18 protein-coding genes are annotated in these 25,227 nt (G+C 65.3%); 5 read left to right on the top strand and 13 right to left on the bottom strand.

Translation table 11 applies throughout. The features are described 5' to 3' along the window. Positions 1-9: 9 nt before the first annotated feature. Together EJO66_RS03905 and EJO66_RS03900 are read left to right on the top strand one after the other, a co-directional pair. Positions 10-834, top strand: a complete 825-nt coding sequence (locus EJO66_RS03905; protein WP_125964669.1) for a class II aldolase/adducin family protein — start codon at positions 10-12, stop codon at positions 832-834. A 22-nt stretch (positions 835-856) separates the two neighbouring features. Then, positions 857-1,831 (top strand): ABC transporter substrate-binding protein, encoded by a 975-nt coding sequence (locus EJO66_RS03900; protein ID WP_125964668.1) that lies wholly within the window; start codon positions 857-859, stop codon positions 1,829-1,831. Positions 1,832-1,906: 75 nt separating this feature from the next. Here the strand turns inward: EJO66_RS03900 and EJO66_RS03895 are convergent, their stop codons facing one another. The 11 genes from EJO66_RS03895 to pdxR all read right to left on the bottom strand — a co-directional run bounded on the left by EJO66_RS03895 (position 1,907) and on the right by pdxR (position 18,078). Continuing rightward, on the bottom strand, positions 1,907-3,031 hold the full coding sequence (locus EJO66_RS03895; RefSeq protein WP_125964667.1) for a DUF6708 domain-containing protein: 1,125 nt from the start codon (positions 3,029-3,031) through the stop codon (positions 1,907-1,909). Between the two features lie 82 nt (positions 3,032-3,113). Beyond that, positions 3,114-4,232, bottom strand: a complete 1,119-nt coding sequence (locus EJO66_RS03890; protein ID WP_124956225.1) for an ABC transporter A family member — start codon at positions 4,230-4,232, stop codon at positions 3,114-3,116. A gap of 48 nt (positions 4,233-4,280) precedes the next feature. Next, on the bottom strand, positions 4,281-5,408 hold the full coding sequence (locus tag EJO66_RS03885) for an MFS transporter (RefSeq protein WP_125964666.1): 1,128 nt from the start codon (positions 5,406-5,408) through the stop codon (positions 4,281-4,283). Between the two features lie 71 nt (positions 5,409-5,479). Continuing rightward, positions 5,480-6,586, bottom strand: a complete 1,107-nt coding sequence (locus tag EJO66_RS03880; protein WP_124956221.1) for an MFS transporter — start codon at positions 6,584-6,586, stop codon at positions 5,480-5,482. 69 nt (positions 6,587-6,655) lie between these two features. Beyond that, complete coding sequence (locus EJO66_RS03875) at positions 6,656-7,756, bottom strand: MFS transporter (protein ID WP_125964665.1); 1,101 nt, start codon at positions 7,754-7,756, stop codon at positions 6,656-6,658. A gap of 14 nt (positions 7,757-7,770) precedes the next feature. Next, positions 7,771-8,652, bottom strand: a complete 882-nt coding sequence (locus tag EJO66_RS03870; RefSeq protein WP_185738246.1) for a hypothetical protein — start codon at positions 8,650-8,652, stop codon at positions 7,771-7,773. Positions 8,653-8,698: 46 nt separating this feature from the next. Further along, on the bottom strand, positions 8,699-9,820 hold the full coding sequence (locus tag EJO66_RS03865; RefSeq protein ID WP_124956217.1) for an MFS transporter: 1,122 nt from the start codon (positions 9,818-9,820) through the stop codon (positions 8,699-8,701). 14 nt (positions 9,821-9,834) lie between these two features. Then, positions 9,835-12,717 (bottom strand): T6SS effector BTH_I2691 family protein, encoded by a 2,883-nt coding sequence (locus EJO66_RS03860; protein ID WP_125964664.1) that lies wholly within the window; start codon positions 12,715-12,717, stop codon positions 9,835-9,837. Between the two features lie 5 nt (positions 12,718-12,722). After that, positions 12,723-13,889, bottom strand: coding sequence for a DUF4123 domain-containing protein (locus EJO66_RS03855; protein ID WP_124956213.1), 1,167 nt, complete (start codon positions 13,887-13,889; stop codon positions 12,723-12,725). Next, positions 13,889-16,264, bottom strand: coding sequence for a type VI secretion system Vgr family protein (locus tag EJO66_RS03850; RefSeq protein WP_124956212.1), 2,376 nt, complete (start codon positions 16,262-16,264; stop codon positions 13,889-13,891). The genes EJO66_RS03855 and EJO66_RS03850 overlap by 1 nt, the downstream gene beginning before the upstream one ends. Positions 16,265-16,602: 338 nt before the next feature. Continuing rightward, complete coding sequence (gene pdxR, locus EJO66_RS03845) at positions 16,603-18,078, bottom strand: MocR-like pyridoxine biosynthesis transcription factor PdxR (RefSeq protein ID WP_124956210.1); 1,476 nt, start codon at positions 18,076-18,078, stop codon at positions 16,603-16,605. A gap of 134 nt (positions 18,079-18,212) precedes the next feature. Here pdxR and EJO66_RS03840 point away from each other — a divergent pair, with 134 nt between their 5' ends. Beyond that, the gene (locus EJO66_RS03840; RefSeq protein WP_125964663.1) at positions 18,213-18,929 is read left to right on the top strand and encodes a GNAT family N-acetyltransferase; all 717 of its coding nucleotides are present in this window, start codon (positions 18,213-18,215) and stop codon (positions 18,927-18,929) included. 6 nt (positions 18,930-18,935) lie between these two features. Here the strand turns inward: EJO66_RS03840 and EJO66_RS03835 are convergent, their stop codons facing one another. Then, positions 18,936-19,787, bottom strand: a complete 852-nt coding sequence (locus tag EJO66_RS03835) for a symmetrical bis(5'-nucleosyl)-tetraphosphatase (protein WP_125964662.1) — start codon at positions 19,785-19,787, stop codon at positions 18,936-18,938. Between the two features lie 23 nt (positions 19,788-19,810). Between EJO66_RS03835 and EJO66_RS03830 the strand changes: the two genes are divergently transcribed. Together EJO66_RS03830 and EJO66_RS03825 are read left to right on the top strand one after the other, a co-directional pair. Continuing rightward, positions 19,811-21,121: a hemolysin family protein gene (locus EJO66_RS03830; protein WP_124956204.1), complete on the top strand. Its 1,311-nt coding sequence runs from the start codon at positions 19,811-19,813 to the stop codon at positions 21,119-21,121. A gap of 47 nt (positions 21,122-21,168) precedes the next feature. After that, entirely contained in the window at positions 21,169-21,828 is a 660-nt protein-coding gene (locus EJO66_RS03825) for an FABP family protein (protein WP_124956202.1), read from the top strand. Positions 21,829-21,846: 18 nt separating this feature from the next. Here EJO66_RS03825 and EJO66_RS03820 read toward each other — a convergent pair whose 3' ends face one another. Then, a complete protein-coding gene (locus EJO66_RS03820) occupies positions 21,847-25,032 on the bottom strand; it encodes an autotransporter outer membrane beta-barrel domain-containing protein (protein ID WP_125964661.1) in 3,186 nt (1,061 codons plus the stop codon). Between the last annotated feature and the right edge of the window lie 195 nt (positions 25,033-25,227).

Below are 25,227 nucleotides of genomic sequence, written 5' to 3'. Positions count from 1 at the left end.
AGATCCCCGATGAATGCCGTGCTTTCCATCGACCGCCACGCGACTCAGCCGCTGAAGCTCAACCCCAACCCGCAGCAGAAGTACTGGTTCGACCCGATCCCGCCGCGCACCAGCGTGCAGGCCGAGCGCCGCCATCGGCAGGAGCGCCTTGCAGGCGCGTTCCGCCTGTTCGCCCGCTTCGGCTTCGCCCAAGGCCTCGCGGGCCACATCACCGCGCGCGACCCGGAGCTCGGCGATCACTTCTGGGTCAACCCGCTGGGCATCCACTTCTCGCGCATCAAGGTTTCCGACCTGCTGCTCGTCAATTCGAAGGGCGAGACGGTGATCGGCGACCGGCCGCTCAACAAGGCCGCCTTCGCGATCCACGCCGCGATCCACGAGCACAACCCGAAAGTCGTTGCCGCCGCCCACACGCACTCGACCTACGGCAAGGCCTGGTCCACGCTGGGCCGCAAGCTCGAGACGATCACGCAGGACAGCTGCGTGTTCCACGACGATGTGGCACTGTTCGACGACTTCACCGGCATGGTGGTCGACGCCAGCGAGGGCGAGCGCATCGCGCGGGCGCTGGGCGACAAGAAGGGCGCGATCCTCAAGAACCACGGCATCCTGACCGCGGGGCCCACGGTCGAGGCCGCCGCGTGGTGGTACATCGCGCTCGACAACGCCTGCCACACGCAACTGCTCGCCGAGGCCGCCGGCAAGCCGCAGCCCATCGACGAAGACACAGCGCGCCACACGCACAGCCAGATCGGCGGCCCGGAGGGGGCCATCCATTCCTTCGACAGCCTTTATCAAGGCCTGGTCGAAGCGGAACCCGAACTGCTGCTCTGAAGAAAAACAACTGGAGTTCTCGATGACCGCATCCTTCTCACGCCCCGTATCGCGCCGGGGTGTCCTGCGCGCAGGCGGCGCTGCCGCCGTGATTGCCTTTGGGGCCATTTCTGTGAAAGCAAGAGCACAGGCCCGCCCCGTTCTCAAGGCCGGCGACCAGAAGGGCGGACTGCGCGCGCTGCTCGAAGCGGCCGGCGGACTCGAAGGCCTGGGCTACGACATCCAGTGGTCCGAGTTCCCCGCGGCCGCGCCGCTCGCCGAAGCGCTGAATGCCGCGGCGGTCGACTCCGGCCCCATCGGCGATGCGCCGCTCATCTTCGCGCTTGCGGCCGGCACGCGCGTCAAGGCCATCGGCGCGAACCGTTCGGATTCGTACGGCACTGCAGTGCTCGTGCGGCCCGATTCGCCGCTCAAGACCGCGGCCGATCTCAAGGGCAAGAGCATCGCGACCAACCGAGGCTCCATCGGCCACTACGTGACGCTCAAGGCCATCACCGCGGCCGGCCTCAAGCCCGAGGAGGTGAACATCCGCTTCCTCGCGCCGGCCGACGCCAAGCTCGCGCTCACGCAGGGCTCGGTCGATGCCTGGGCCACCTGGGAGCCCTACACCGCGCTGGCCGAGGTCAGCCGCCATGCGCGCGTGCTCGTGAGCGGTCGCGGGCTGCTGCCGGGGCTCAGCTACCTCGCGGCCACCGACGCCGCCATTGCCGCCAAGCGCCCGGTGCTGCAGGACTTTCTGCAACGCGTGGTGAAGGCCCAGCTCTGGTCGTACCGCAACGTCGATGCCTACTCGGCCGCGCTGGCCCGCATCATCGGCATTCCGCCCGAAGCGGCCAAGCTGCAGTTCGAGCGCCGCCAGCAGAGGTGGATACCCATCGATGCGCAGGTCATCGCCGACCAGCAGGGCACGGCGGATTTCTATCGGCAGGTGGGGCTCATCAGGCAGCCGCTGGATGTGAAGGGGACGTTCGACACGGGGTTTGGTGTGGCGGGCTGAGCGAAGGCGCAGCCCGGTTCATCATTCGCGCAGATGCGTCCGGAGCAGTGCGTGCGCGGCAATTTGCAGTCGCATTCACTGCTTGCGGGTCATCGCTTCTTGCTGGGCCTCGGTCGTTCCCCAGTGCTGCAGGAACTCGATCTCGTCAGCCTTGCTCAGCTTGCCCTGTGCCCGGTAAACGAGCGCTGTCATCACGGCACCGGCCTGCACTGGTTTTTCCTCGGGCTCTCCAACACCTGAATCGCTTTGCCATTCCTTCGGGAATGCGGGCCATGAGCAGGTAACTTGACTCATCATGTGGAAGCTTGTTTCCATGAAGCCCGGCTTCTGCTCCACCTGGTACTGGCGTCGGCTCGGCTTTCCGCAATAGGTGGTGTAGTCAGGATGCAGGTAGCGGGCAATGCCCTTGTAGGTGGAAGAGGCATCGGCGGGAAGATGATCGACCGTAGGTCCGACCTCCATGTACTGGCGGATGTACTCCCACAGAGACGCTGCCTCCTGCGGACCCGACAAGCCTGGGCCCACGAAGATGCAGTCTTCGCCTTTGGCTGTTTGATCCGAAGAATCGAAGGGCGCGTGGTAAAGCGCGAGCATGGCGATGCTTTGTTTGTCCCATCGACTGGTGCTTTGCGGATCGAAAAGGGCGACGAGTCGCTCCCAGTCCAATACAACATTGCCGCCGCAGTAATCAGGGCGCAACACGTACACCTTACGAGTCAGTCGATTGAACCGGATACGGCCTCTTGCATAGGAAAAAAAGCATGTGCGCATTCCCATTCGATAGAGCCACATATAGATCAAGAATGCGCTACCTATCGCCAACGGAAAAAGCAGTAGCCAGCCCATCAACAGGAAAGGCCAGTCCCTTGGCCGATAGTCGACTACAGGAAAGAAAAAAATAATCTTTCCAAACAACACAGGGTGAACTGCGAATCCGTACCAACACCAGATAACCAGAATAGCTGGCAAGATGATGTAGAGATTGCCGATTCCGGCACGCCACTGCAAATCCCACCCGGGATTGCACAGTTCCAGGTACGCATCGTTCTGGGCGTAGGCAGTTCGACTGGGAATTTCGATGCCGCGCGCCCCGGAACGGTCAGGCGGCCAGTGCTTCTGGCCTTCCAGATTGATGTGTGCTCGACTTTTGCTTATTCCCAAGCGATGCAGTCGCGCATAACCCTCTTCTCGTATGAACACATCCGTTCCTTTATGCAGGCTGCAGCTCAGCCTGCCGAAACTCTGCGTCTAATCGCTCGTGCACGGCTCTTTGCACCCGCATTCACTCCTTGCGTGACATCGCTTCTTGCGCGGCCTCGGCCATTCCCCAATGCTGCAGGAACTCGATCTCGTCGGCCTTGCTCAGCTTGCCCTGTGACCGGTAGACGAGAGCCGTCATCACAGCGCCCGTCTGCACAGGCCTGTCTTCCGGTTCGCCCATCCCTGAATCGCTTTGCCATTCCTTTGGGAATGCCGGCCATGAGCAGGTGACTTGGCTGATCATGTGAAAGCTCGTCTCCATGAAGCCCGGCTTCTGCTCCAACCCGTACTGGCGCGCGTCGGGCTTGCCGCAATAGGTCGTGTAGTCCGGATGCAGGTAGCGGGCGATGCCCTTGTAGGTGGAAGAAGCATCGGCGGGCACGTGATCGATGGTGGGGCCGACTTCCATGTATTGGCGGATGTACTCCCACAGAAACGCCGCCTCCTGCGGACCCGACAGTCCCGGGCCGACGAAGATGCAGTCTTCGCCTTTGGCGCTCGGATCGGTCGGATCGAACGGCGGGTGGTAAGGCGCCAGCGCCTTGATGGTCTGCTTGGCGCCTGCGGTGGTGCCTTCGGGTTCGAGCAGCGCCACCAAGCGTTCCCAGTCCAGCACTACGTTGCCGCCGCAATAGCCGGGTCGCAGCACATACACCTTGCGGGTGAGCCGGTTGAAGCGGATGCGCCCCCTGGCATGGGTGAAGAAGCAGGTGCGCATGCCCATGTAGTGGAACCACGCGAAGATCATGAAGGCACTGGCTAACGCAAGGGGAAATAGCAGGAGCCAGCCTAGCCACAGATCCGTCGACGAAACACGATCGCTGATCACGAAGAAAAAAATGATCTGCTTGAACAGCAATGGATGAACGGCCAATCCGTACCACATCCATATCAGCACGAGAGCCGGAAGGACGACATAGAGATTCCCCATTCCGGTACGCCACTGCAAATCCCACCCCGGGTTGCACAGTTCCAGGTACGCATCGTTCTGGGCGTAGGCAGCCCGACTTGGTATCTCGACGCCGCGCGCGCCGGATCGCTGGGTAGGCCAGTGTTTTTGCCCTTCCAGGTTGATGTGGACGCGGCCTTTTTCGGGGGAGCGGCGCCAGGCCAACCGGTAGCTGTTTTCGCGAACGAACATGAAGGGTCCTCAATCAGGCTGCAGTTCGGCCCTGCACGCTATGCCGTGCTACCTCGACGCCCTGCACGGCCAGCGCAATGGCTCTTCGGGGCCGATGCCGCTTTCGCGACGCTTCTGGCCACAGTCGCTGTTCCATTCTTCTGGGAACGTGGGCCAGCAGCACAGCCGCTCGGCCAGGCTGTGCAGCGGCGCCCAGAGGAAATTCGCTGCGTAGTTCCCATAGGTCGCCCCCGAGGTTCCCTTGCCGACGATGTCGTCACGCATGTGCGAGCCGTGCATAACGGTTTCCTCCAGGTGCTCGCTCGGGCCGCTGAAGCCTTTGCGCAGCCACTCGTGCTCGGAGGGCTTCGGCACAGCGTCCATTCCATCTTCCATGAAGGTCCGGACGTACTGCCACAACGATTCACCGCTGCCGGTGGGCCCAACCCAAAGTACGTCTTCTCCTTTGCGCTCGGGATCGTTGGTATCCAGCGGGGGCCAGTACAACAGCAGGTTGCTGTCCAGGCCCGCCGAGCGCTGGCGCTCTTCGCGCGCCACCTCGCTCGTAGCCAGCTGCTCGGCCGTCCAGGATTTTGGCGGGGCCCACCGGACGTGCGCCTGCACGCGATCCCAGTCGAGCACCACATTGCCGCCGTACTTCTTTGGACGCAGTGCGTAGACCTTGCGGGTGGTTCGATTGAAGCGGTAACGGGCGCGCAGGCTGGTCAGAAAGGTCGAGGCGAGCATGTAGGGCCAAATCATGAAATAGATCAGGAGAAGAACCAGAGCCCCCATCAGTAACAAGATGCCCATCGCGATGTACCAATCCTGCGGATATGGCCTGCGAGCAGTAAGCATGAGGCCAACAAAATAGACTGGCAACAAGGTAACGAGTCCAAACAACACAAGCAGCATGAACCCAAGCGAGCGCTTCTCTTCCCCCGCGTTGCTCAACTCGATGAAGTGCTCGTTAAAGTCAAACAACGTGCCCATTCCGCGGAGCGAGGGTCGTGCGTATTCCTGCTGCTGCAGTTTCTCCTTGCGGGTCGGTTTTGGCTCGTTTTCGCCGTGTGGTTTCACGCCCTCATGAATGCCATACAGCCGCGTGTGCTGGTTGATGTCCGCGTAGTACGCCAATGCCTTTGAAGCATCCTCGCTGCGACGTTCGTTGCGATAACTGTTTTCTGAGAGGAACACGGTTCAACTCGCTTTGAGTTCGCCATTGCGTTCACCAAGCAACCTTCCGTGGATTGGCGTGGCTCTAGGCATCAAGGTTTGCAGGTCCATCGCATGGGCTCTTCGGGGCCGATGCCGCTCTCGCGACGCTTCTGCCCGCAGTCGCTGTTCCATTCTTCGGGGAACGTGGGCCAGTAGCAAAGCCGCTCGGCCAGACTGTGCAGCGGCGCCCACAGGAAGTTCGTCGCGTAGTTGGTGAAGGTCGCGCCCGAGGTGCCTTTGCCGATGATGTCGTCGCGCAAGTGCGAACCGTGCATGACGGTTTCTTCCAGATGCTCGCCAGGGCCGCTGAAGCCTTTGCGCAGCCACTCGTGCTCGGAAGGTCTGGGTACGGCATCCATGCCTTCCTCCATGAAGGTTCGGATGTATTGCCACAAAGCCTCGCCGCTGCCGCTGGGACCAACCCAGAGTACGTCCTCTCCTTTGCGCTCGGGATCGTTGGTATCCAGCGGGGGCCAGTACAACAGCAGGTTGCTGTCCAGGCCCGCCGAGCGCAGGCGCTCTTCGCGCGCCACCTCGCTCGTAGCCAGCTGCTCGGCCGTCCAGGATTTTGGGGGGGCCCACCGGACGTGCGCCTGCACGCGATCCCAGTCGAGCACCACATTGCCGCCGTATTTCTTTGGGCGCAGTGCGTAGACCTTGCGTGTCGTCCGGTTGAAGCGGTAGCGTGCGCGCAGGCTGGTGAAGAAGGCTGGTGCGAACAGGTAGGGCCATGCCAAGAAGTACAACAGGCAGAACACCAAGAGGAACATTCCAAACATCGCGCCAGCGAACCAAGCAGGGTCTGTTCCGAGGATTGCACTGACAGCTACGTAAAAAGGTAGGGCAAGGACGAAGGCAAAAAGGAAAAAAAGCAATGAACTGAGCGAACGCTTTTCCTCTTCCGCATTGCTTAGCTCAATGAAGTGCTCGTTGAAGTCGAATAACGTGCGCATGCCATAGAGCCGAGGCTGTGCGAGTTTCTGCTGCTCAAGCTTTTCCGTTCTCGTAGGTTTGGGCTCACCATCTCGGCGAGGCGTCTCCCCTTCATGGATTCCGTACAACCGCGTGTGCTGGTTGATGTCCGCGTAGTAAGCCAATGCCTTTGAGGCACCCAGGCTGCGACGCTCATTCTGATATCCATTCTCCGAGAGGAACACGATCAACTCACTTTGAGTTCGCCATTGCATTCACCAAGCGACCCTCGGAGGATTGGCGTGCCTCTGGCGTCAAGGCTTGCAGGTCCATCGCAGAGGCTCTTCGGGGCCGATACCGCTCTCGCGACGCTTCTGGCCACAGTCGCTGTTCCATTCTTCTGGGAACGTGGGCCAGTAGCACAGCCGCTCGGCCAGGCTGTGCAGCGGTGCCCACAGGAAGTTCGTCGCGTAGTTGGTGAAGGTCGCACCCGAGGTGCCTTTGCCGATGATGTCGTCACGCATGTGCGAGCCATGCATGACGGTTTCTTCCAGGTGCTCGCTCGGTCCACTGAAGCCCTTGCGCAGCCACTCATGCTTCGAAGGAGGGGGCACGGCATGCATGCCGTCCTCCATGAAGGTGCGGATGTACTGCCACAGTGATTCACCGCTGCCGGTGGGACCGACCCAGAGTACGTCTTCTCCTTTGCGCTCGGGGTCGTTGGTATCCAGCGGGGGCCAGTACAACAGCAGGTTGCTGTCCAGCCCCGCCGAGCGCAGGCGCTCTTCGCGCGCAGCCTCGCTCGTTGCCAGTTGCTCGGCCGTCCAGGATTTTGGTGGGGCCCATCGGACGTGCGCCTGCACGCGGTTCCAGTCGAGCACCACATTGCCGCCGTACTTCTTTGGACGCAGTGCGTAGACCTTGCGGGTGGTTCGGTTGAAGCGGTAGCGCGCGCGCAAGCCGGTGAAGAAAGCCGGGGCGAGAAAGTATGGCCACAAGAAGAAATACTCCAAGGCAAAAACGCCTATGGCCATGAGGCACAGAACCCAATCCAGCACTCCCTGTCGCAGGAAATGGGTGGTGACGCCGAATACCGGTACTGACAGAATCAGCGCCCCCAGAAGCAGCAGCATGAACCCAAGAGAACGCTTTTCTTCTTCCGCATTGCTCAACTCAATGAAGTGCTCGTTGAAGTCGAACAACGTGCGCATGCCATAGAGTTGAGGCCGTGCAAGTTTCTGCTGCTCGAGCTTCTCCTTTCTCGTGGGTTTGGGCTCACCCTGTCGACGAGGTATCTCGCCTTCTTGAATTCCGTACAGCCGCGTGTACTGGTTGATGTCCGCAAAGTACGCGAGCGCTGGAGGCGTACCTCCGCCGCGTTGCTCCTGTCGATAACCGCTCTCTGAAAGAAACATGTGGTTGCCGTTCGTCAGTCCATATCTGCAATCGCATTGGCGAGCTGATTGAGCATGAATTGCTCGCTGCTATGCGGAATTTTTTTGCTGTCAGCTTTCCGGAAAGGTTCGGCCATGAGCCAGTCGACCCACTCCTTCTCCTTCATCTTCTCAATGGCATAGCTCAAGGCCAAGGTGGCAGCGCCGGCCACGAGGCTAATGCGCGTGCACCAAAGAACGACCTTCACGTTCTTGAGGTTGTAAGCGCTCAAAAGTGTCGATCCGATCGTGGCCCCACCGGAAATGGCACGGCCATAGTACGCACGCATCAAGGGCGTATTTCCTTCTTTGTCCGCCGTATTCCCATCAATCGCATCCCAAACCACCCCCACCACCGCAGCAGACGCAACCCAATGCGCCGCGCCGATCTTCAGCATGCGCAGTTCATTGTCCAATGCCGTCACCAGATTTGCCCGCGCGGCCAGCGGTGCTTCGGCCTTGATCGCCTCGTAGACGTTCTTTTCGTAGTAGTCGGATCGCCAGCTCTTCCAGGTTCCCATCGCGCCGGCCAGCGCGCCTGCGCTTTGGCTCCCCGCCCTTGGATCATCGCTGCGCTCGCTGGCGCGACCGAAGGTCGGGATCAGGCTCATGATCTCCAGGCCACCGACCACCGACGGAATGCGCATGTTCTTCACTGCGTTGTCCGCGCCCAGCGCCAACGCCCGATCCACCCGGGCCTGCATCTTCTCGCCCTTGTGGTCGTAGTGCCGCTTCCACGCCCGTCCGCCCGGCCTGGGATTGTGCTTGTTGCTGTAGACCACCTGCCTTCCATCGGCGTGCAGTTTCTCGTCCAGCAGGCGCTGCCCCGCTCGCACGAACTCGATGGCCTTGTCGCCCAGGCCGTGCGAGAGCAGCACGATCTGTCCCTTGGCGAGGTTCAGTTCCGTCGCCGACCCGACGCAGTCAAGTTCTGCTCACCCAGCGCAACGGCTCCTCGGGGCCAATGCCACTTTCTCGGCGGCGCTGGCCACAGTCGCTGTTCCATTCCTGGGGGAACGTGGGCCAGTAGCACAGCCGCTCGGCCAGGCTGTGCAGCGGCGCCCAGAGGAAATTCGCTGCGTAGTTCCCATAGGTCGCCCCCGAGGTTCCCTTGCCGACGATGTCGTCGCGCATGTGCGAGCCGTGCATGACGGTTTCCTCCAGATGCTCACCAGGGCCGCTGAAGCCTTTGTGCAGCCATTCGCGCTCGGAAGGTGTGGGCACGGCATGCATGCCTTCTTCCATATACGTGCGGATGTATTGCCACAACGCTTCATCGCTGCCGGTAGGTCCGACCCATAGCACGTCTTCGCCTTTGCGTTCCGGGTCGTTCGCATCCAGAGGAGGCCAATACAGCAGCAAGTTGCTGTCCAGTCCAGCCGAACGCAACCGCTCTTCTCGCGCCGTCTCATCGGATGCCAATTGCTCAGCCGTCCATGACGTGGGTGGCGCCCAGCGAACATGCGCCTGCACGCGATCCCAATCGAGCATCACATTGCCGCCGTACTTCTTCGGCCGCAGTGCGTAGACCTTGCGGGTCGTTCGGTTGAAACGGTAGCGCGCACGCAGACTGGTGAAGAAGGCCGGTGCAAAGAGGTAAGGCCATGCAAGGAAGTAGACCATGCAGAACACCAAGAGGAGCATCCCTCCCCCGATGGACATGTTGAGAATCCAGCGTTGAGAAAAAACTTCCTTGCCTGGTACGGACCAGATCAATCCCAGCAGCGGCAGGCACAAGATCAATCCCGTGAGTATCAGGAGCATGAAGCTGAGCGAACGCTTCTCCTCTTCGGCATTGCTCAACTCGATGAAATGTTCGTTGAAGTCGAACACGGCGCGCATGCCATGAAGCTGAGGCCGCGCGATCTCCCGCCGCTCCAGTTTTTCCTTTCGGGTGATTTTGGGTTCGTTAGCCCCTCGGGGCTTTGCGCCTTCATGGATCCCGTACAGCCGCGTGTGCTGATGAATGTCCGCGAAATACGCCAGGGCCTGGGGCGTGCCCCGGCTGCGTCGTTCTTGCCAATAGCTGTTTTCCGAAAGGAACATGTGTCTGCCGCTCTTTACTCCATATCCGCGATCGCGTTGCCCAAATCACTGAGCATGAGCTGCTCGCTGCGATGCGGATCCGTTTTACTGTCGCTTTTCCGAAAAGGTTCGGCCTTGAGCCAGGAAATCCACTCCTTTTCCTTCATCTTCTCAATGGCGTAACTGAGCGCCAGGGTGGCGATTCCCGTTACGAAATTGATTCGTGCGCACCAAAAGATGACCCTCAAGTTTTTCAGCTTGTAGGCCGCGGCAAGTCCAGACCCTATCGCTGTTGCTCCAGCGATGGCACGGCCGAGGTAAGCCCACATCAACAGGTCGCGATCCTGTTTGCTCGACGTGTACGCATCGACCGCATCCCAGACAACCCCGACCACTGCTGCAGACGCCACCCAATGGGCTGCGCCGATCTTCAGCATGCGGAGCTCGTGATCCATTGCCTTTATCAGATTCTCCTGCGTCTTGAGCGGTAGCTCTGCCTTGATGGCTTCGTAGACGTTCTTCTCGTAATAGTCGGTTCGCCAACTTTTCCAGGCCGCCATCGCACCAACGACAGCGCCGGCACTCTGGCTGCCCGCCCTCGGGTCATCGCTGCGCTCGCTCGCTCGTCCCAAGGTCGGGATCAGGCCGAATATTTCCAGGCTGCCGATGACAGAGGGAATGCGCATGTTTTGCACCGCCTTTTCGGCGCCCAAGGCCAGTGCCCGATCCACCCGTGCCTGCAGCTTCTCGCCCTTATGGTCGTAGCGTCGTGTCCACGTCCGTCCGCCCGGCTTGGGATTGTGTTTGTTGCTGTAGTCCACCTTCGTTCCGGCGGCATTCAACTTCTCGGCCTGCAGAAGCTGTTCCTGGCGCACAAACTCGATGGCGTTGTCCCCCAGGCCATGCGCCAGCAACACGACCTGCGCTTTCGCCATGTTCAGTTCCACCGCCGAGGCACCCAGCTTCCGGGCCGCCTGGACCACCGCGATACCCCAGACCGAATGAACATTCTTCATGGCGGTGGCGGCGATTTTCTGCAACGACTCGAGTCTTTCCATCGTGCTCGTTCCGCGGTCAACGAGCTTTTTGGCCTGTTTGAGCAGCTTCTCGCTTCCCTCGAGCGTCTTTGGGATCTTGCTCAGCGCCGCCGCCATTGCGGCCCAGGCGCGCTGCTGCCGCGCGCTTTCTTCGGCCGTCTCTGCATCCGTCACCTCGGTGGCCGGCGGCAGCGTGTCCTTCAGTGTGTCCAGCACGCGCTGCAACTCCTGCGAGATCGCCTCGTTGTTCAGGGTCGCCATGCGCCACACGAGGTTCTTCGGCTCGTCCTTGAACAACTGGAGATCGGCATACCACTTGCGCCCGCGCGGGCTGCTGTCCATGGTTTCCAGAATGGCGCACAACTGGCCCGCGCAGCGCGCGCCGTCGCGGGTTTCGATGCCGCTCGGCTTGCGGTCGTAGCGGCCGAGCGTCTTGACCAGGAGGGCATCGCACTGGAGCCAGGCGATCAGGTCCTCGCTGATCTTGTCCATGCACTTGTCGCGCTCCTTGATCTGCGCCATGTGATCGGCGTCGAACTTCGTCAGCCGGACTTCATCGACATGCGCAAGCGTCGTCTCTAGGGCGGACTTGGATTCCGCATCGCTGATGAGTCGGCGGTCCGATTCACGCGCGGCAATTTCTCCCTCCAGCGCTTCCCGGCGCTGCGCCCGCATCGCCTCGACGGACATCTCGGCATAGGTTCCGTCCTTTTGCCGAACCATCGTCGTGCTCACGGGGTAGGCGCGCCGCTGGCCCAGGACGTCGTGGACGCTCTTCAGGCGGTCCGTTTCGGCGTCATACATGCCCATGGCCTTCTTGTAGAGGGCTCCGCGCACGGTCTTGATGCTCTCGCTGGCGGCGTGCTTCCATGCATTCGTCACGGTCGCGTTGCCGGGGTCCGAGGCATCGACCTCCTTGAGCCACTGCACATACGGCATGGCCGCGGTGAGATGGTGCAGGCTGAGTTCCTGGGCAATGCCGATGGGGTCGTCGCATGCGACGACGGCGCCCTTGTGCTGCGTCAGGAACTCGGCCATCTTCCGCAGCCGGGGGCCATGCGCGTCCTTGTAGAGCGGGCCGGTGATGCGTGCGATGTAGGGGCCAATCGCCATGCCGGTGACGGGGCCTGTGTCGGTGACGACCACGCTGCCGTCGGCGCGGCGCGTCTCGTTGCGCACCTTTTCGAAATGCCGGCCGGTGCGCGCCTCCTCGTAGGTGCCCCACTCGCGCTCTGCGCCGTGTACGCCCATGAGGCCGTAGTGCTGTTCGCTGCCCACGGTCTGTACGGCTGTGTCCTTCAGTGCCGAAAATTCCATCACCTGGCTGTTGAGCTGTCCGGGTTGGCAGGTGTCTTTCTGGCTCGTGTTGCCGCCCAGCCATCCTGCGACATCGAACTTCTGCATGTAGGTGTCGCGCTGGGGCTCGATGTGCTCGAACAGGTGCTTGGGCACGATCGGGTCCGGGTGGAACATGTAGTGCAGCTCGGTGACGTTCTTGGCGTCCGCCACCCACACCATGGAGGCATTGGCGCCGCGCACTTCCATTTCGCAGGCGGGGTTCGACTTGGCAGCCTCCGGAAACCCGACGTCGAACTGCGCCAGGTAGCCATGGGGATGCACGATGTAGCCAAGCCACTCGGGGTGGGCCCTGCACACGTTCTGGATCCGCACGTACAGATAGCCTGGCCGTAGCATGCGTACGCCGTAGAGCGCCGTGCGCATGGTCACGCCGCCGGGCTGGGCCTGGAAATTTCCCGAGGGCTGCAACTGCTTGAGCGCCGCGAGCCCTTGCTCCTGCGCGCTGAAGGCGGCGGCATAGCGGGTGAACAGGATCGGCAGGCCCTTGCGATCGCAGTTTCGGCAGGGGGTGGCGCAAGGCATGGGCTTCAGTCTCTTCGCGGAGTGTTGGGGTTGGTCGAGATCGAGAAGGCTTGCTCGGCTTCATGCAGCGCGCTGGCAAAGCCAGGTGAAGCAACGCGGCTGTTGGCCGGTTGGTTCGTGTGATCGCGTGTCGGATACATCAGGGCGAGCGTTTGTCGCAACACGGCCGCGTCGCGGGGCGCCGACCAGTCGCGCACGATGAGTCGGTCATCGTAGTGATGCGCCCGCCATGACGCGTCGACAAATTCGGACAGATCCGATTCCTGGCTCAATCCCAATTCAACCCCTTGGCGAAGGAGCCGGGTCATCGTCTCTCCATCGGGTTGGCGTTGAACGGGGATTCGTCGCGAAGCCATGCTCAGCCACAGCCGTGTACCCGTCGTTGCGCCGTGCGCCGCATGCCATTGATCGAGGCGCAGAAGATGGCGCATGGTTTCGTGCCGTGGTTCTGGCGCCGCAGCCTGGGACAAGACCGGCCGGGTGGCAATGAACCATTCGGGCGCGTCTTCGCCACTGCCGGCAGGAACTTCTCCACCCGTGGCGAATGCTTCGGCGTATGGCCAAGGCCGCCAGGGTTGGCTCAACGCCCACCACTCCGTCACTGGCCCGAGCCACTGCAAGCGCTGCTCGTCGTCGAGCAGCGGCCACACGCGCTGCATGACGCGTGTATCCTGATAGCGGAACAGCTTGTCTTTTCCGTCAGCGGGCGAGGTCTGAAAGCCGAGCCGGGCCCAGTGCATTGCAATGCTCGCAGGCGTTGCCGGACTGAAGACGATGGCGCACAACATCTGCTCTACAAGGCGGCGCTCGCTCTGCAGCCGTGCCGCGGCCAGCGCGAGCGCCATCGTGTGCAGGACAGCCTGGGTGCTGGCACCGGGCGCATCGACCGCCCAGTCTGCGGGCAGCGGCACGAGGGTGGGCGCTGCTTCGGGGCGTCCGCGATAGATCTCGTCGGGCACGTCGACGCGTTCGTCGGCCAACAGCGGATGGTGCTCCTGCAGGTGCTCGGCGAGCGGGTTGTCTCGCCAGCGTTCGAGCACCATGAAGGCCGACAACGGTCGGGCGACGGAGGCATGGGCCAGTGGCGCCTGCGTCCGCGCCCTGGAAAAACCCTTTTGCAGACTGCGCAGCAGAAGCGAGGCATCCGGGCGCACGGGCAGCACGCCGTTCATCAGCGGGAGGCCGATGCGCCGCCCGCGGCGCTGCTGTCCTGCAGGTCGCACTTGGCCTCGTAGCCCTTGGACGTTGGCAGGCTCTTCGGTCCCACCATCGAATGCGAAGCCGCATGCGCCCGCCACTGCCCATTGGTGCCGCTCTCGATGCCATTCGCATTCCACCGGGTGTAGCTGCCGCCGCCGTTGATCAGCACCTCGTCCCTGGCGGTGATGGTGATGCGGTTGGCCTCCAGCTTGATGTTGAGCTTGGCCAATGCGTTGATGCTGGCCTTCATGGCCGTGATGTCGATGTCTTCCTTCGCGGCGGTCATGCGGATGCCGGCCCTGGCCGCGGACAGGCGCACCGCCTCCTTGGCGCTCACCAGGAAGCTGTTGCCGCTGGCCACGCTGGTGTGCGCGCCGCTGGTGATGGCGGTGTGCTCGCCGCTCACGATGTGGGTGGAACCCTGCGCGGTCGTCTGGATGCCCGCCGGGCTGGCCAGCGTGAGGTGGGGTTCCTGGAATTCGGGGAAGAGGCCGTGCGCCTTGTCTCCGCCGCTGCCCTTGATGGCGTCGTTCTGCGCCTTCAGTGCCTTGGCCACCTCGTCCTGGTCGCCGGCCTCGTGCGCCTTGGCCGCCTGCGCGGCCTGGCCCAGGCTTTCGTGCAGGTCGCGTCCCTCGGTGAGCCGGGCGAGCGTCTCGGGCATGTCGGTGATGTGGCCCTGGGCGTTGGGGCGCGCTTCGGTGCTCAGCAGCAGGCCCTGGGCGGCACGGATGGCGCCGTGGCCATCGGTGCGCAGTTCGGCCCCCTGGCCCCGGTCGTCCCGGCGGCCGGTGACATCGTCGATGCGCCCGACGTGGCCCAGGCTCAGGCTGGTGCTCTGGTGATCGCTCTTGAGCTGGGCCTGCACCTTGCCGTTCGAATCATCGAGAGCCAGGTGGTTGCTGCGCCCGCCGCCCAATTCGCGGCTGCGGATGCCCGTGAGCTGCTTCTGCTGGGGCAGCTGCCAGGCGGGCATTTCGTCGGCGTTGTGCACCTGGCCGGTGACGATCGGGTGATCGGGGTCGCCGTTGAGGAAGTCGACGATGACTTCCTGGCCGATGCGCGGCAGCGCGGCCGCGCCGAAGGTGGCGCCGGCCCAGGCGGTGGACACGCGCACCCAGCAGCTGGCGTTCTCGTTTTTCTGGCCGATGCGGTCCCAGTGGAACTGCACCTTGATGCGCCCGTACCTGTCGGTCCAGATCTCCTCGCCAGCCGGGCCGACCACCAATGCGGTTTGCGGACCCTCGGTCCACGGCTTGGCCGTGGTGCGCGGGGGCCGCCACGCGTAGCTCGTGGGCTGGGCCTCGAAGGCGAAGCGCTGCACGGAACCTTCGGAGGCATGGGCGCCTTCGCTGGCCTGCAGGTTCTCCTGCAGGTCGTAATCCACGGCCAGCAGCAGGTGCTGGCGGTTCTGGTCCTCGCGCGGGTGGTGCGTGAGCGTGAAGGTGCAGCCCGGGGCCAGATCGCGCCGGTTGGCGCGGCCTGTGACCCGGCTGCGTTCGCTCAGCTGTTCCTCGGTGCGGATGCGCGCATAGCTCTCGCCATCGTCATGCTGGGTGAAGCCGCCGGGCCATTGGTAGCGCTCGAAGTCGTCGTGGTCGTGCCCGGGCGGCATTTGCCGCAGATGCGACAGGTCGGCCCGGGGCTTCTCGAAGTCGTAGTCGTCGTTGAGGTAATGGCCAGGGCGCAGTTCCTCCGAGGACGCCCATTCGTAGATGCGCTCGCTGGCTTCCAGCCCGCCGGTCATGCCGGCCTGCTCGTGCGGGTGGTAGCGCACGGTTTCTCCGCCGGGAAGCGGGGCGTGCGAACCGGTGATGTCGTCGGCGAACACGAGCACATGCTGCTCGGCTTCGTGGCGGAAGTAGTAATAAATGCCTTCGTGCTCGCACAGGCGGGACACGAAAGAAAAGTCGTCCTCGCGGTACTGCACGCAGTAGGTCCAGGTGCGGTAGCTGCGGCTGAGCTTCTGCTCGAGCGGGTAGCCGTAGCGCCCCAGCACGGCCGCGATGATCTCGGGCACGGTCTGGTCCTGAAACACCCTGAAATCGCTTCGGCGCGTGGCCAGCCACAGCCAGGGGCGAAACCGCATCTTGTAGAAGGCCTGGCGGTTGTCTTCGTGCGACAGGCCGAAGCGGGTGACGAGGCCGGCCAGGTAGCGCGGGGCCCCGCTCTCGGTCTCCATCGCCACGGTGGCGGGCTTGCCGAGAAGGGCCGCGGGGTCGATGGCGTTGCTGCTGCCCAGCAGGTCCAGGTCGAAGGCGTAGGCCTGGCTGAGCGCCTCGCGCCCCGCCAGCCGATGGAATTGCAGTGCCTCGCCCAGCGGCGTCTGGATGGTGACGCGGCGCTTCATGGATGGCGTCTCCATGCGATCGACAAGATCGCCGGAGGCGCGACGGATGATGTCGCAATGGCGTGTTTCACGCGGACTCCCTGCTGTCGCTTTTGTTGATTACTTTTTGCTTAAGAGAGCGATATGGCCGCTCTCGATGCGTCGTCGTGCGCTGCGACAAGACGTATCAAGCGATCGCAATTATGCGATTTCAATGCGTGGCGAGGCGCGAGTTCTCTTTCGATTTGGGGGATTTTGTTGCAGTTGCACCGGCAATTTGAATTGCCGAAAAAATGCACTCATACGACGTATGTAGTCACTGCATTTGTGATCCGCTTTTTATTCAAACAAAAGAACTCTCAAGCGCGTTCCGCCGCACGCGCCAGCTGCGACAGTCTTTTGACCAGCGGCTCGAAGAGTTCCGCCGATGTATTGCCATAGCCCAGCACCAATCCGTTGTCCGAAGGCCGCGGCCGGATCGCAAAGTTCGACAGCGCGGTCGGCGCGAGCCGGTGGCGCAGCGCATCGGCCGCAATGCGCTGGTCGTCGAAGCGCGGCGGCAGCCGCACCGTGAGGTGCAGTCCGCAGTGGCCGCCGTCGATCTCGTGCGGCACCTTGAAGTGGCGTGCGAGCGCCAGCCGCAGCGCCTGCTGCCGCTCGCGGTAGAGGCGTCGCATGCGGCCAAGGTGGCGGCTGAACTGGCCGCTGTCGATGAAGTCGGCCATCGCAAGCTGCTCGTGGCGGTGCCCGCCGCGCAGCATTTCCTCGAGCGGCTTCTGCACCGTGGCCATGAGCGGCGCGGGCAGCACCACGAAGCCCAGCCGCAGCGACGGGAACATCGTCTTGCTGAAGGTGCCCACGTAGAGCACCGGCGCGTCGTCCACCAGGCCCTGCATCGCGCCGATGGGTTCGCCGGCGTGGCGGAACTCGCTGTCGTAGTCGTCCTCGATGATCCACGCGCCATGGCGGCGCGCCTGCGCGATCAGCGCGAGGCGGCGCGCAATGCTCAACACCGCACCGGCCGGGTACTGGTGCGAGGGCGTGGTGTAGACCAGCCGCGGCGGGTGCCTGTGCCAGTCGCGCTCGCTCACGCACAGGCCTTCGGCATCGACGCGCATCGGCACGATGCGCATGTCGCCGGCGTGCATGGCCGCCTTCGCGCCGCGGTAGCCCGGGTCTTCGACCCAGCCGGTGTCGCCGGGGTTGGACAGCAGCCGCACGCACAGCGCAATGGCTTCCTGTGCACCCTCGGCGATCACGACCTGGTGCGGCTCGCAGCGCACGCCGCGCGCAATCGCCAAGTGCCGCGCGATGGCCGCGCGCAGCGGCGGTTCGCCCAGCGGATCGCCGTAGCCGAGCGTGGCGGGGCTGGCATCGCGGATCGCACGGTCGATCGCGCGCCGCCATGCGGCCGCGGGAAAGTGCGAGAGCGCGGGCATGCCGGGCCGCAGGGCGGCGTCCATCTCGGCGCGCGGCGCGCCGGGCTGGATGCGTGCGAGCCGCCGCGCCGTGGCCGGCGCAGCGCCAGATTTGACGGCGAGCATGGCCTTTGCGGACGGTGCCAGCTCGGTCACGCGCGTGCCCTGCCGGTCGGGCTGCACATAGCCTTCGGCCGCCAGGTGCTCGTAGGCTGCGGTGACGGTGTTGCGGGAGATCGAGAGCGCCTCGGCCAGCGCGCGCGAACCGGGCAGCCGGCTGCCCGGCGCAAGGCCGCCGTCGAGAATGGCGCGCTTCAGGCGCTCGTGCAACTGGCGCTGCATCGGGCCGGCCTCGCGCTCCCTGGCAAGCGGGGATTCGAGCCATGCGGCGGCGGCGTTGCGGGGCGATGGGCTCATGAGTGAGGAGGGTGGGTGGCACCATGAAATAGCCGAACCGTGGTGCTTCCTGTGGCGCCACGAAAAATGTACTTTAGCGGGTCCCCGGCCGTGCCGCTTCCTCCGTCTTTCTCTTCTTCTGAAAGTTCTTCTTCATGCCAGATCGCCACAACGAATACGGCCAGTCGATCGGTCCGCTGCTGCCCGGGTGGACCGCCCGCCCGCTGCCGCCGCGCCGCGCCATCGAAGGCCGGTACTGCGTGCTCGAACCGCTCGATGCCGCCAGGCACGCCGACGACCTCCACGCCGCCTATGCGCAGGCACCCGACGGCCGGGACTGGACCTACCTGTTCGTCGAGCGGCCCGTCGATCTGGCGGGCACCCGCGCCCACATCGAACGCGCCGCGCAGAGCAGTGACCCGATGCACTTCGCCGTCATCGACCGGCACAGCGGCCGTGCGGTCGGCACGCTCGCGCTGATGCGCATCGACCCCGCGAACGGCGCGATCGAGGTCGGCAGCGTCACTTTTTCTCCGCTGCTGAAGCAGACGCCGATGTCGACCGAAGCCCAGTACCTGCTGATGAAACTGGCCTTCGACGAACTCGGCTATCGGCGCTACGAATGGAAGTGCGACAACTTCAACGAACCATCGAAGCGCGCAGCCACGCGCCTGGGGTTCCGGTTCGAAGGCATCTTCCGGCAGGCGGTGGTCTACAAGGGCCGCAGCCGCGACACCGCGTGGTTCTCGATCACCGATGGTGAGTGGCCGATGCTGCGCACGGCCTTCGAGCGCTGGCTCGCGCCCGGGAACTTCGATGCCGAGGGCAGGCAGCGCATGGCGCTCGACCGCTTCAGGCTGCCGCGCGGCTGAGGCCGCTCAGTCCGGCTTGCCGGGCTTCTGCGACTGCTCGCACTTCACCTGGATCAGCTCGCGCTCGTCCAGCGTGGCGCCGATGCGCACGGCGCTCAGGCAGCCGCCCCAGACGCAGCCGGTGTCGGTGGAGAGCAGGTCGGGCCGCGAGAGCCAGCCCAGCGTGGACCAGTGGCCGAAGGCGATGGTGGCATTGGCGGTCTTGCGGCCGGGCACGTCGAACCAGGCCATGAAGCCCTCGGGGCCGGGCAGCATGCCGTCCTTGCTCTCGAACTCCATCACGCCCTCGGCGGTGCAAAAGCGCAGCCGCGTGAGCGCGTTCACGATGACGCGCAGACGCGCGCTGCCGGTGAGCGTGTCGCTCCACTGCGCGGGCTCGTTGCCGTACATGCCGAGCAAAAATTCGCCCAGCGCCGGGCCGCGCAGCACCGATTCGACCTCCGCCGCCAGTGCGAGCGTGTCGCCGACCGTCCACTGCGGCAGCACGCCGGCATGCACCATGAGCAGGTCGCCGCCGCCAATCTGCATGTGCAGCGCCATGTGCTGCTGGCGCACCCATTCGAGCATGGCTTCGCTGTCGGGCGCTTCGAGCAGGCCGGCCAGCGTGTCCTTGCGGCTGGACTTGCGCGCGCCGTGCGCCACGCCCAGCAGGTGCAGGTCGTGGTTGCCGAGCAGGCTCAGCGCCGAGGCGCCGTAGCCCTGTACGCGCCGCAGCACGGCGGCCGAATCGGGGCCCCGGTTGACCAGGTCGCCCAGCAGCACGATGGTGTCGCGGCTGGGTGAAAAACCGATCTTGTCGAGCAGTTGCTGGAGGGCGGCGTCGCAGCCCTGGATATCTCCGATCAAGTAAAGTGCCATGTCTTCATTTTCACCCCCCGTTCATGGATGTTCTCCTGCTGGCCTTGCTGACCACGCTCAATGCGTTGTTTGCAATGTCCGAAATGGCCCTTTCAACCAGCCGGCGCGCGCGCCTGGCAGCACTGGCCGAGACGGGCGATACCGGCGCCGAAGCTGCGCTCCGGCTGATGGAGGAGCCGACCCACTTCCTTTCGACAGTTCAGATCGGCATCACCTCCATCGGCATGCTCAGCGGCATCGTGGGCGAGGCCGCCTTCGCGGCGCCGCTCGCGGTGTGGATGGAGACCCTGGGCATGGGCCGCGGCACGGCCAGCGTGGTGTCCACCGCCGTGGTGGTGACCGGCATCACCTTCTTCACCATCATCTTCGGCGAGCTGGTGCCCAAGCGGATCGGCCAGCTCTACCCGGAACCCGTGGCGCGCTGGGTGTCGCGCCCGATGCGCGGGCTCGCCAAGGGCGCCAAGCCGTTCGTGTGGCTGCTGGCGGGAGCCACGGCCACCGTGCTGAAGCTGCTGCGCATCGACGCCAATGCCGCGCGCTCCATGACCGAGGAAGAAATCTCGGCCAGCCTGGAAGAGGGCGTGGACGCCGGCGTGATCGAGCAGCACGAGCACCAGATGGTGCGCAACGTGTTCCACCTGGACGACCGCCGGCTGTCGTCGCTGATGATCCCGCGCGCCGACATCGAATGGCTCGATGCCTCCGATACCGTGGCCGAAGCGCTGCAGAAAGTGGCCGACGCGGGCGCGCTCAACCTGGTGCATTCCTGGTACCCGGTGTGCCGCAACTCGCTCGACGACGTGGTCGGCGTGATCAGCGTGGCGCACCTGCTGCGCCTTGGCACCGGCCACGTCGGCGTGCTGGGCCAGGAGGCTGCGCCGGCCGTGTTCGTGCCCGAGACGCTCACCGGCATGGAGCTGCTCGAGCAGTTCCGCGAACGCGGCGGCCGGCTGGTGTTCGTGGTCGACGAATACGGCGTGGTGCAGGGCCTCATGACGCCGCGCGACATGCTCGAAGCCATCACCGGCGAACTGCAGCCCGGCACCCTGACCGATGCGTGGGCGCGCGAGCGGCCCGACGGCGTGTGGGAGCTCGACGGGTTGATGCCGGTGTCGGAGCTGCGCGCGAGGCTCGGCATCCGCGAGCTGCCGGAAGAGGAGCGCGGGCGCTACAACACGGTGGCCGGCCTGCTGATGGCCGTCTCGGGCCACCTGCCCAAGACCGGCGAAGTCATCGACTGCGCGGGCTGGCATTTCGAGATTGCCGCGCTCGAGGGGCGCCGCATCGACCGGGTGCTGGCTGTGGCCGACAAATCGGCATCGAAGAACGACTAGGGCCCGTTCACCCCATCAGAAATCCGAAGCCCACACCCCACAACACCATGAACCCCACCGAAGACATCTACACCGAGCCGAACGCCGACCCCGACACGCTCGCCAACCTCGGCCCGCTGCGCGCCATGGCCGGCATCTGGGAGGGCAGCCGCGGCGTCGACGTCAAGCCCAAGCGTGAAGGCCCCAAGACGCAGGTCTATGTCGAGCGCTACGAGCTGCAGCCGATCGATCCGCAGACCAACGGCCCCCAGCTGCTGTACGGCCTGCGCTACCACACCTACATCCACAAGCCCGGCCTCACCAAGATGTACCACGACCAGGTCGGCTACTGGCTCTGGGAGCCGGCCACCGGCACGGTGCTGCACACGCTGGCCATTCCGCGCGGACAGGTGGCCATGGCCAGCGGCCATGCCAAGGCCGACGACACGCGCTTCACGCTCAGCGCCGAGCGCGGCAGCCTGGTGAACGGCATCGTCTCGAACCCCTTCATCGAGCACGCCTTCACCACGCTGGCGTGGAACATCACGGTGAACATCAACGCCGACGGCACCTGGTCCTACGACCAGGACACCGTGATGCAGATCCAGGGCCAGGCCGAGCCCTTCCACCACACCGACCGCAACACGCTGACGCGCGTCGAGGGGCCGGGGCGCAATCCGCTCGCAATGCCCGATGCGCCGGCCGCCGCGGCGGTGCAGCGAAAGTAGCCGCACCGCCCGCTGCGCTCACCAACGGATCTTCAGGCCCACGCTGCCGTTCAGGCCGCTCTTCGTGCGCGCGCCGCCGCCCGATGCCCAGAACTTGCCGACCTCGCCATACAGGCTCATGTTCTGCGTGAGCTGCAGCGTGGCGCCTGCTGCCAGTTCGGTGCTCGTGCCGCCGGTACGGGTGGCAATGTCGGTGTAGGCCGCCGGACCGATGAAGCGCGTGACGTCCGTGCCGCTGCTGCTGCGGTAGAGATTCAGCCGCGCATAGGGCTGCAGCGGACCGGCGCTGGTGGTCATCTCGCCCTTGACCCGCACGCCGGCGCGCACCAGCCAGCCGCTGTGGCTGTGCTGCTGCACCACGGCGCCGATGATGCCGGCGTCGTCCAGGCTCACGCGCTGGTGCACCAGCTGCAGCTGCGGCTCGACGATCCACTCCGGCGAGATGCGGAAGCCCTGGCCCACCTCGACGGAAGCCAGCAGGCTGTGGCCCTTGCCGGAGCCGGCCGAGCCCAGTGTCGTGGCCGCGGTGTAGCGGTGGCGCCCGGCCTGCAGCACGCCGTCCACGTACAGGCCGCTGTCGTTCTTCCAGGTGGCGTAGGCCCCCAGGTACTGGCTGCGCAGGTCGCTGGAGCCGACCCCATAGCCCTGCACGCCGCGGGCAAAGCCGTTCACGCGCATGTCGCCCTCGAGCTGGCCGATATAGATGCCGACGCGCCAGCTGGGATTGGCCCACAGGTCGTTGCCGGCCTGGAAGCCCGTCAGGCGCCCCTTGCTGGTGGGGCTCACGGTGCCGCCCTGGCCGATGGTGCGGTCCATGCTGATGACGCGGGCCCAGCCCTGGCGGTAGCCCTGCTGCGGGGTGGCCGTGGCGAGGCCGGCCGCGCCGTCGTCGCCCACGCGCTGGTGGAGGTTGCCCACCATCGCCAGGTTGGACTGGCGGAACTGCTCGGGCAGTGCCGCGTACAGCGGAACTTCGGCACGGTAGGTGGGCACCGTCACGCCGACAGCGGTGGGCGGGGTGTTGCCGTCGCTGCTTCGCGGGGGGGCGCCGTCGTCCGGCGCAGGTGCAGGTGCCGGTGGTGCAGGCGGTGCCGGTGGCGCGGGCGGTGCAGGCGGCCCCGGTGGCGCGGGTGGCGGAGGCGGCGGGGGCGGTGGGGGAGGAGGAGGTGGCGGCGGCGGCGGCGCGACGATGATGCCGGAGCGCAGGTACCAGTTCTCGCCCGCGCCGCTCGCATCGGCGGCGTGCAGCCGGTACTCGTAGGCGCCGGCGTCGACGTGGCCGCCTGCCAGGCGGAAGGCGTCGCGGGTGGTCTGGGCCGTGGTCGTGGCGCCGTTCATCGCGGTCACCACTTCGATGCCGTTGCCGATGGTCAGCGCGCCCAGGCCGCCCAGGTTGGTGACCTGTATGTTGGTGGTGCCGCTGGCGATGGCGGTGCAGCCGCTGAGGATCAGCCGGTCGCTCAGGCTGGCGCTGGTGCCCAGCGCCGTGCCCAGGCGCAGCGTGCCGTCGTTGCCGACCCAGGGGCCCTGCACCGTGAGGGTGGCGCCGGGCGTGCCGCTCAGCAGCGAGACGATGCCGCTGTTGGCCATCGAGGCGATGGTCTGGCTGTGGCCCGCCAGGTCGAGCGTGGCGCCCGCGTTGACCGTGAAGGCGCTCGCGCTGCTGAAGGTGTCGGCCGCGCCGGCGCGCAGGGTGCCTGCCGCGACGTTGGTGGCGCCGGTGTTCGTGTTGGTGCCGCTCAGGGTGAGCGTGCCTGCGCCGACCTTCACCAGGTCGCCGGTGCCCGAGATCGGGCCCGACCACCCCATGCCGTGGCCGTTGGTGTCGATGGTGCCCGTGCCGCCCAGCAGCAGTGCGTTGTCCACGCTCAGGCCGTCGGCTCCCGCGATCACGCTGGCGCTGGCGCCGCTTCCGATGGCAATGGCGCCCTGCATCGACGAGCCCGTGTTCACGGTCAGGCTGTTGCTGCCGCCGGTGAATGCCACGGCCGATGCGCGCGTGGCGCCGTCGCCGCCAAGGCCGCCTGAAATGGTGCCGCTGTTGCTGATGTTCAGGTTGGCGCCCGAGATGCCGGCGCCGCCAGCGCCGTGTGCACCGCTTGCGCCGCCATTGCTGTTGGCCCCGCCGGTGCCGCCCGCGCCACCGGCGATGGTGCCGCTGTTGGCAATCGTCGCGCCGCTGCCGGTGGACAGAAGGCCCACGCCGCCGTCGCCGCCGCTGCCGGGCGCACCGGTGCCGCCCGCGCCGCCGCCGCCTACGCCACCAGCGCCGCCGGCGCCGCCGGTGATCTGGCCGGTGTTGGTCACGACGAGGGTGCTGCCGGCCAGCGTGGCACCGGCGCCGCCCGCGCCGCCGCCGCCGCCCGAGGCATTGCTTCGGGCCGGCAGCAGCTCGGACCCGCCCGCGCCGCCGGCGCCGCCCGCGAGCGTGCCGCTGTTGCCGAAGCCGAGTCCCGGCGTTGCCGCGCTGATGAAGAATCCGCCGCCGCCACTGCCGCCGCCGCCGGCCTGCGAGTAGGCGTCGCCGCCCTTGCCACCGGCGCCGCCGGTGGAGGTGCCCAAGGCGTCGTAGTTGCCGAGCGGGCCGATCAAGGTGGACCCATAGCCGCCGGCGCCGCCGCCGCCGGCCGCCCAGTAGCCGTTGCCGCCCGCACCGCCGCTGCCGCCGGTGTAGCTGCCGGAGGAAGCGAAGGTGCTGGAGCCCATCGGAAAGCCGTGGTAGCCGCCGCCGCCACCGCCGCCATAGCCGTTGCCGCTGCTGAAATCTCCGGTCTGCGATTCGCCCGCGCCGCCGTCCGCCCCCTGCAGCACGCCAGGGGAGACGATGCTCGTGGAACTGCCTGCCGCACCACCTGCGCCTGCCGTGGCGCCTGGGAAGGCGCCCACGTCGGCGGCGGATCCCGCAGTGACACCGGCATCGGTCGACGACCCGCCATCGCCGCCGTGCGCGGCGATCGAACTGTCATTGAGCCCGCCCGCGCCGCCACCTCCATTGCTGCCGCCGGAACCGGCGTGCAGCGCGGTACTGTCCACAGGCTGGCCGCCCGCGCCGCCCTCGGCCAGGGTCGGGCCGGTACTCAGGCACAGCACCGCCATGGCAACGGCATGCAGGCCGGTCGTGCGTGCATGGCCGCGTGCGATTTCGGGCGCGGCCACCCATGCGCCGAGCGCCGGATTCCAGAGGGTTCGGAAGGTCTTGTTCATGGTCTTACCTTTTTGACGGCTTGTTTCCCTAAGTGATCTGCCAACCGGCAATGCCTGCAGTCCATGGCGGACCCAGGCGGTTGCCCCGTGAAATCACTGTAGGAATTGCGCCGCCCGCGCACATGAGCGGTGCCTCCCTTCTGCGGGGAGACAAGCGTCCCGCCCGCGCGCGCCGTAGCCATGACAAAGCGCCTG

It is taken from the genome of Variovorax beijingensis (assembly GCF_003951285.1).
Lineage (GTDB): Bacteria > Pseudomonadota > Gammaproteobacteria > Burkholderiales > Burkholderiaceae_C > Variovorax > Variovorax beijingensis.
The sequence above is the reverse complement of the archived record's forward strand: the minus strand, read 5'-3'. Positions and strand labels throughout refer to the sequence as shown.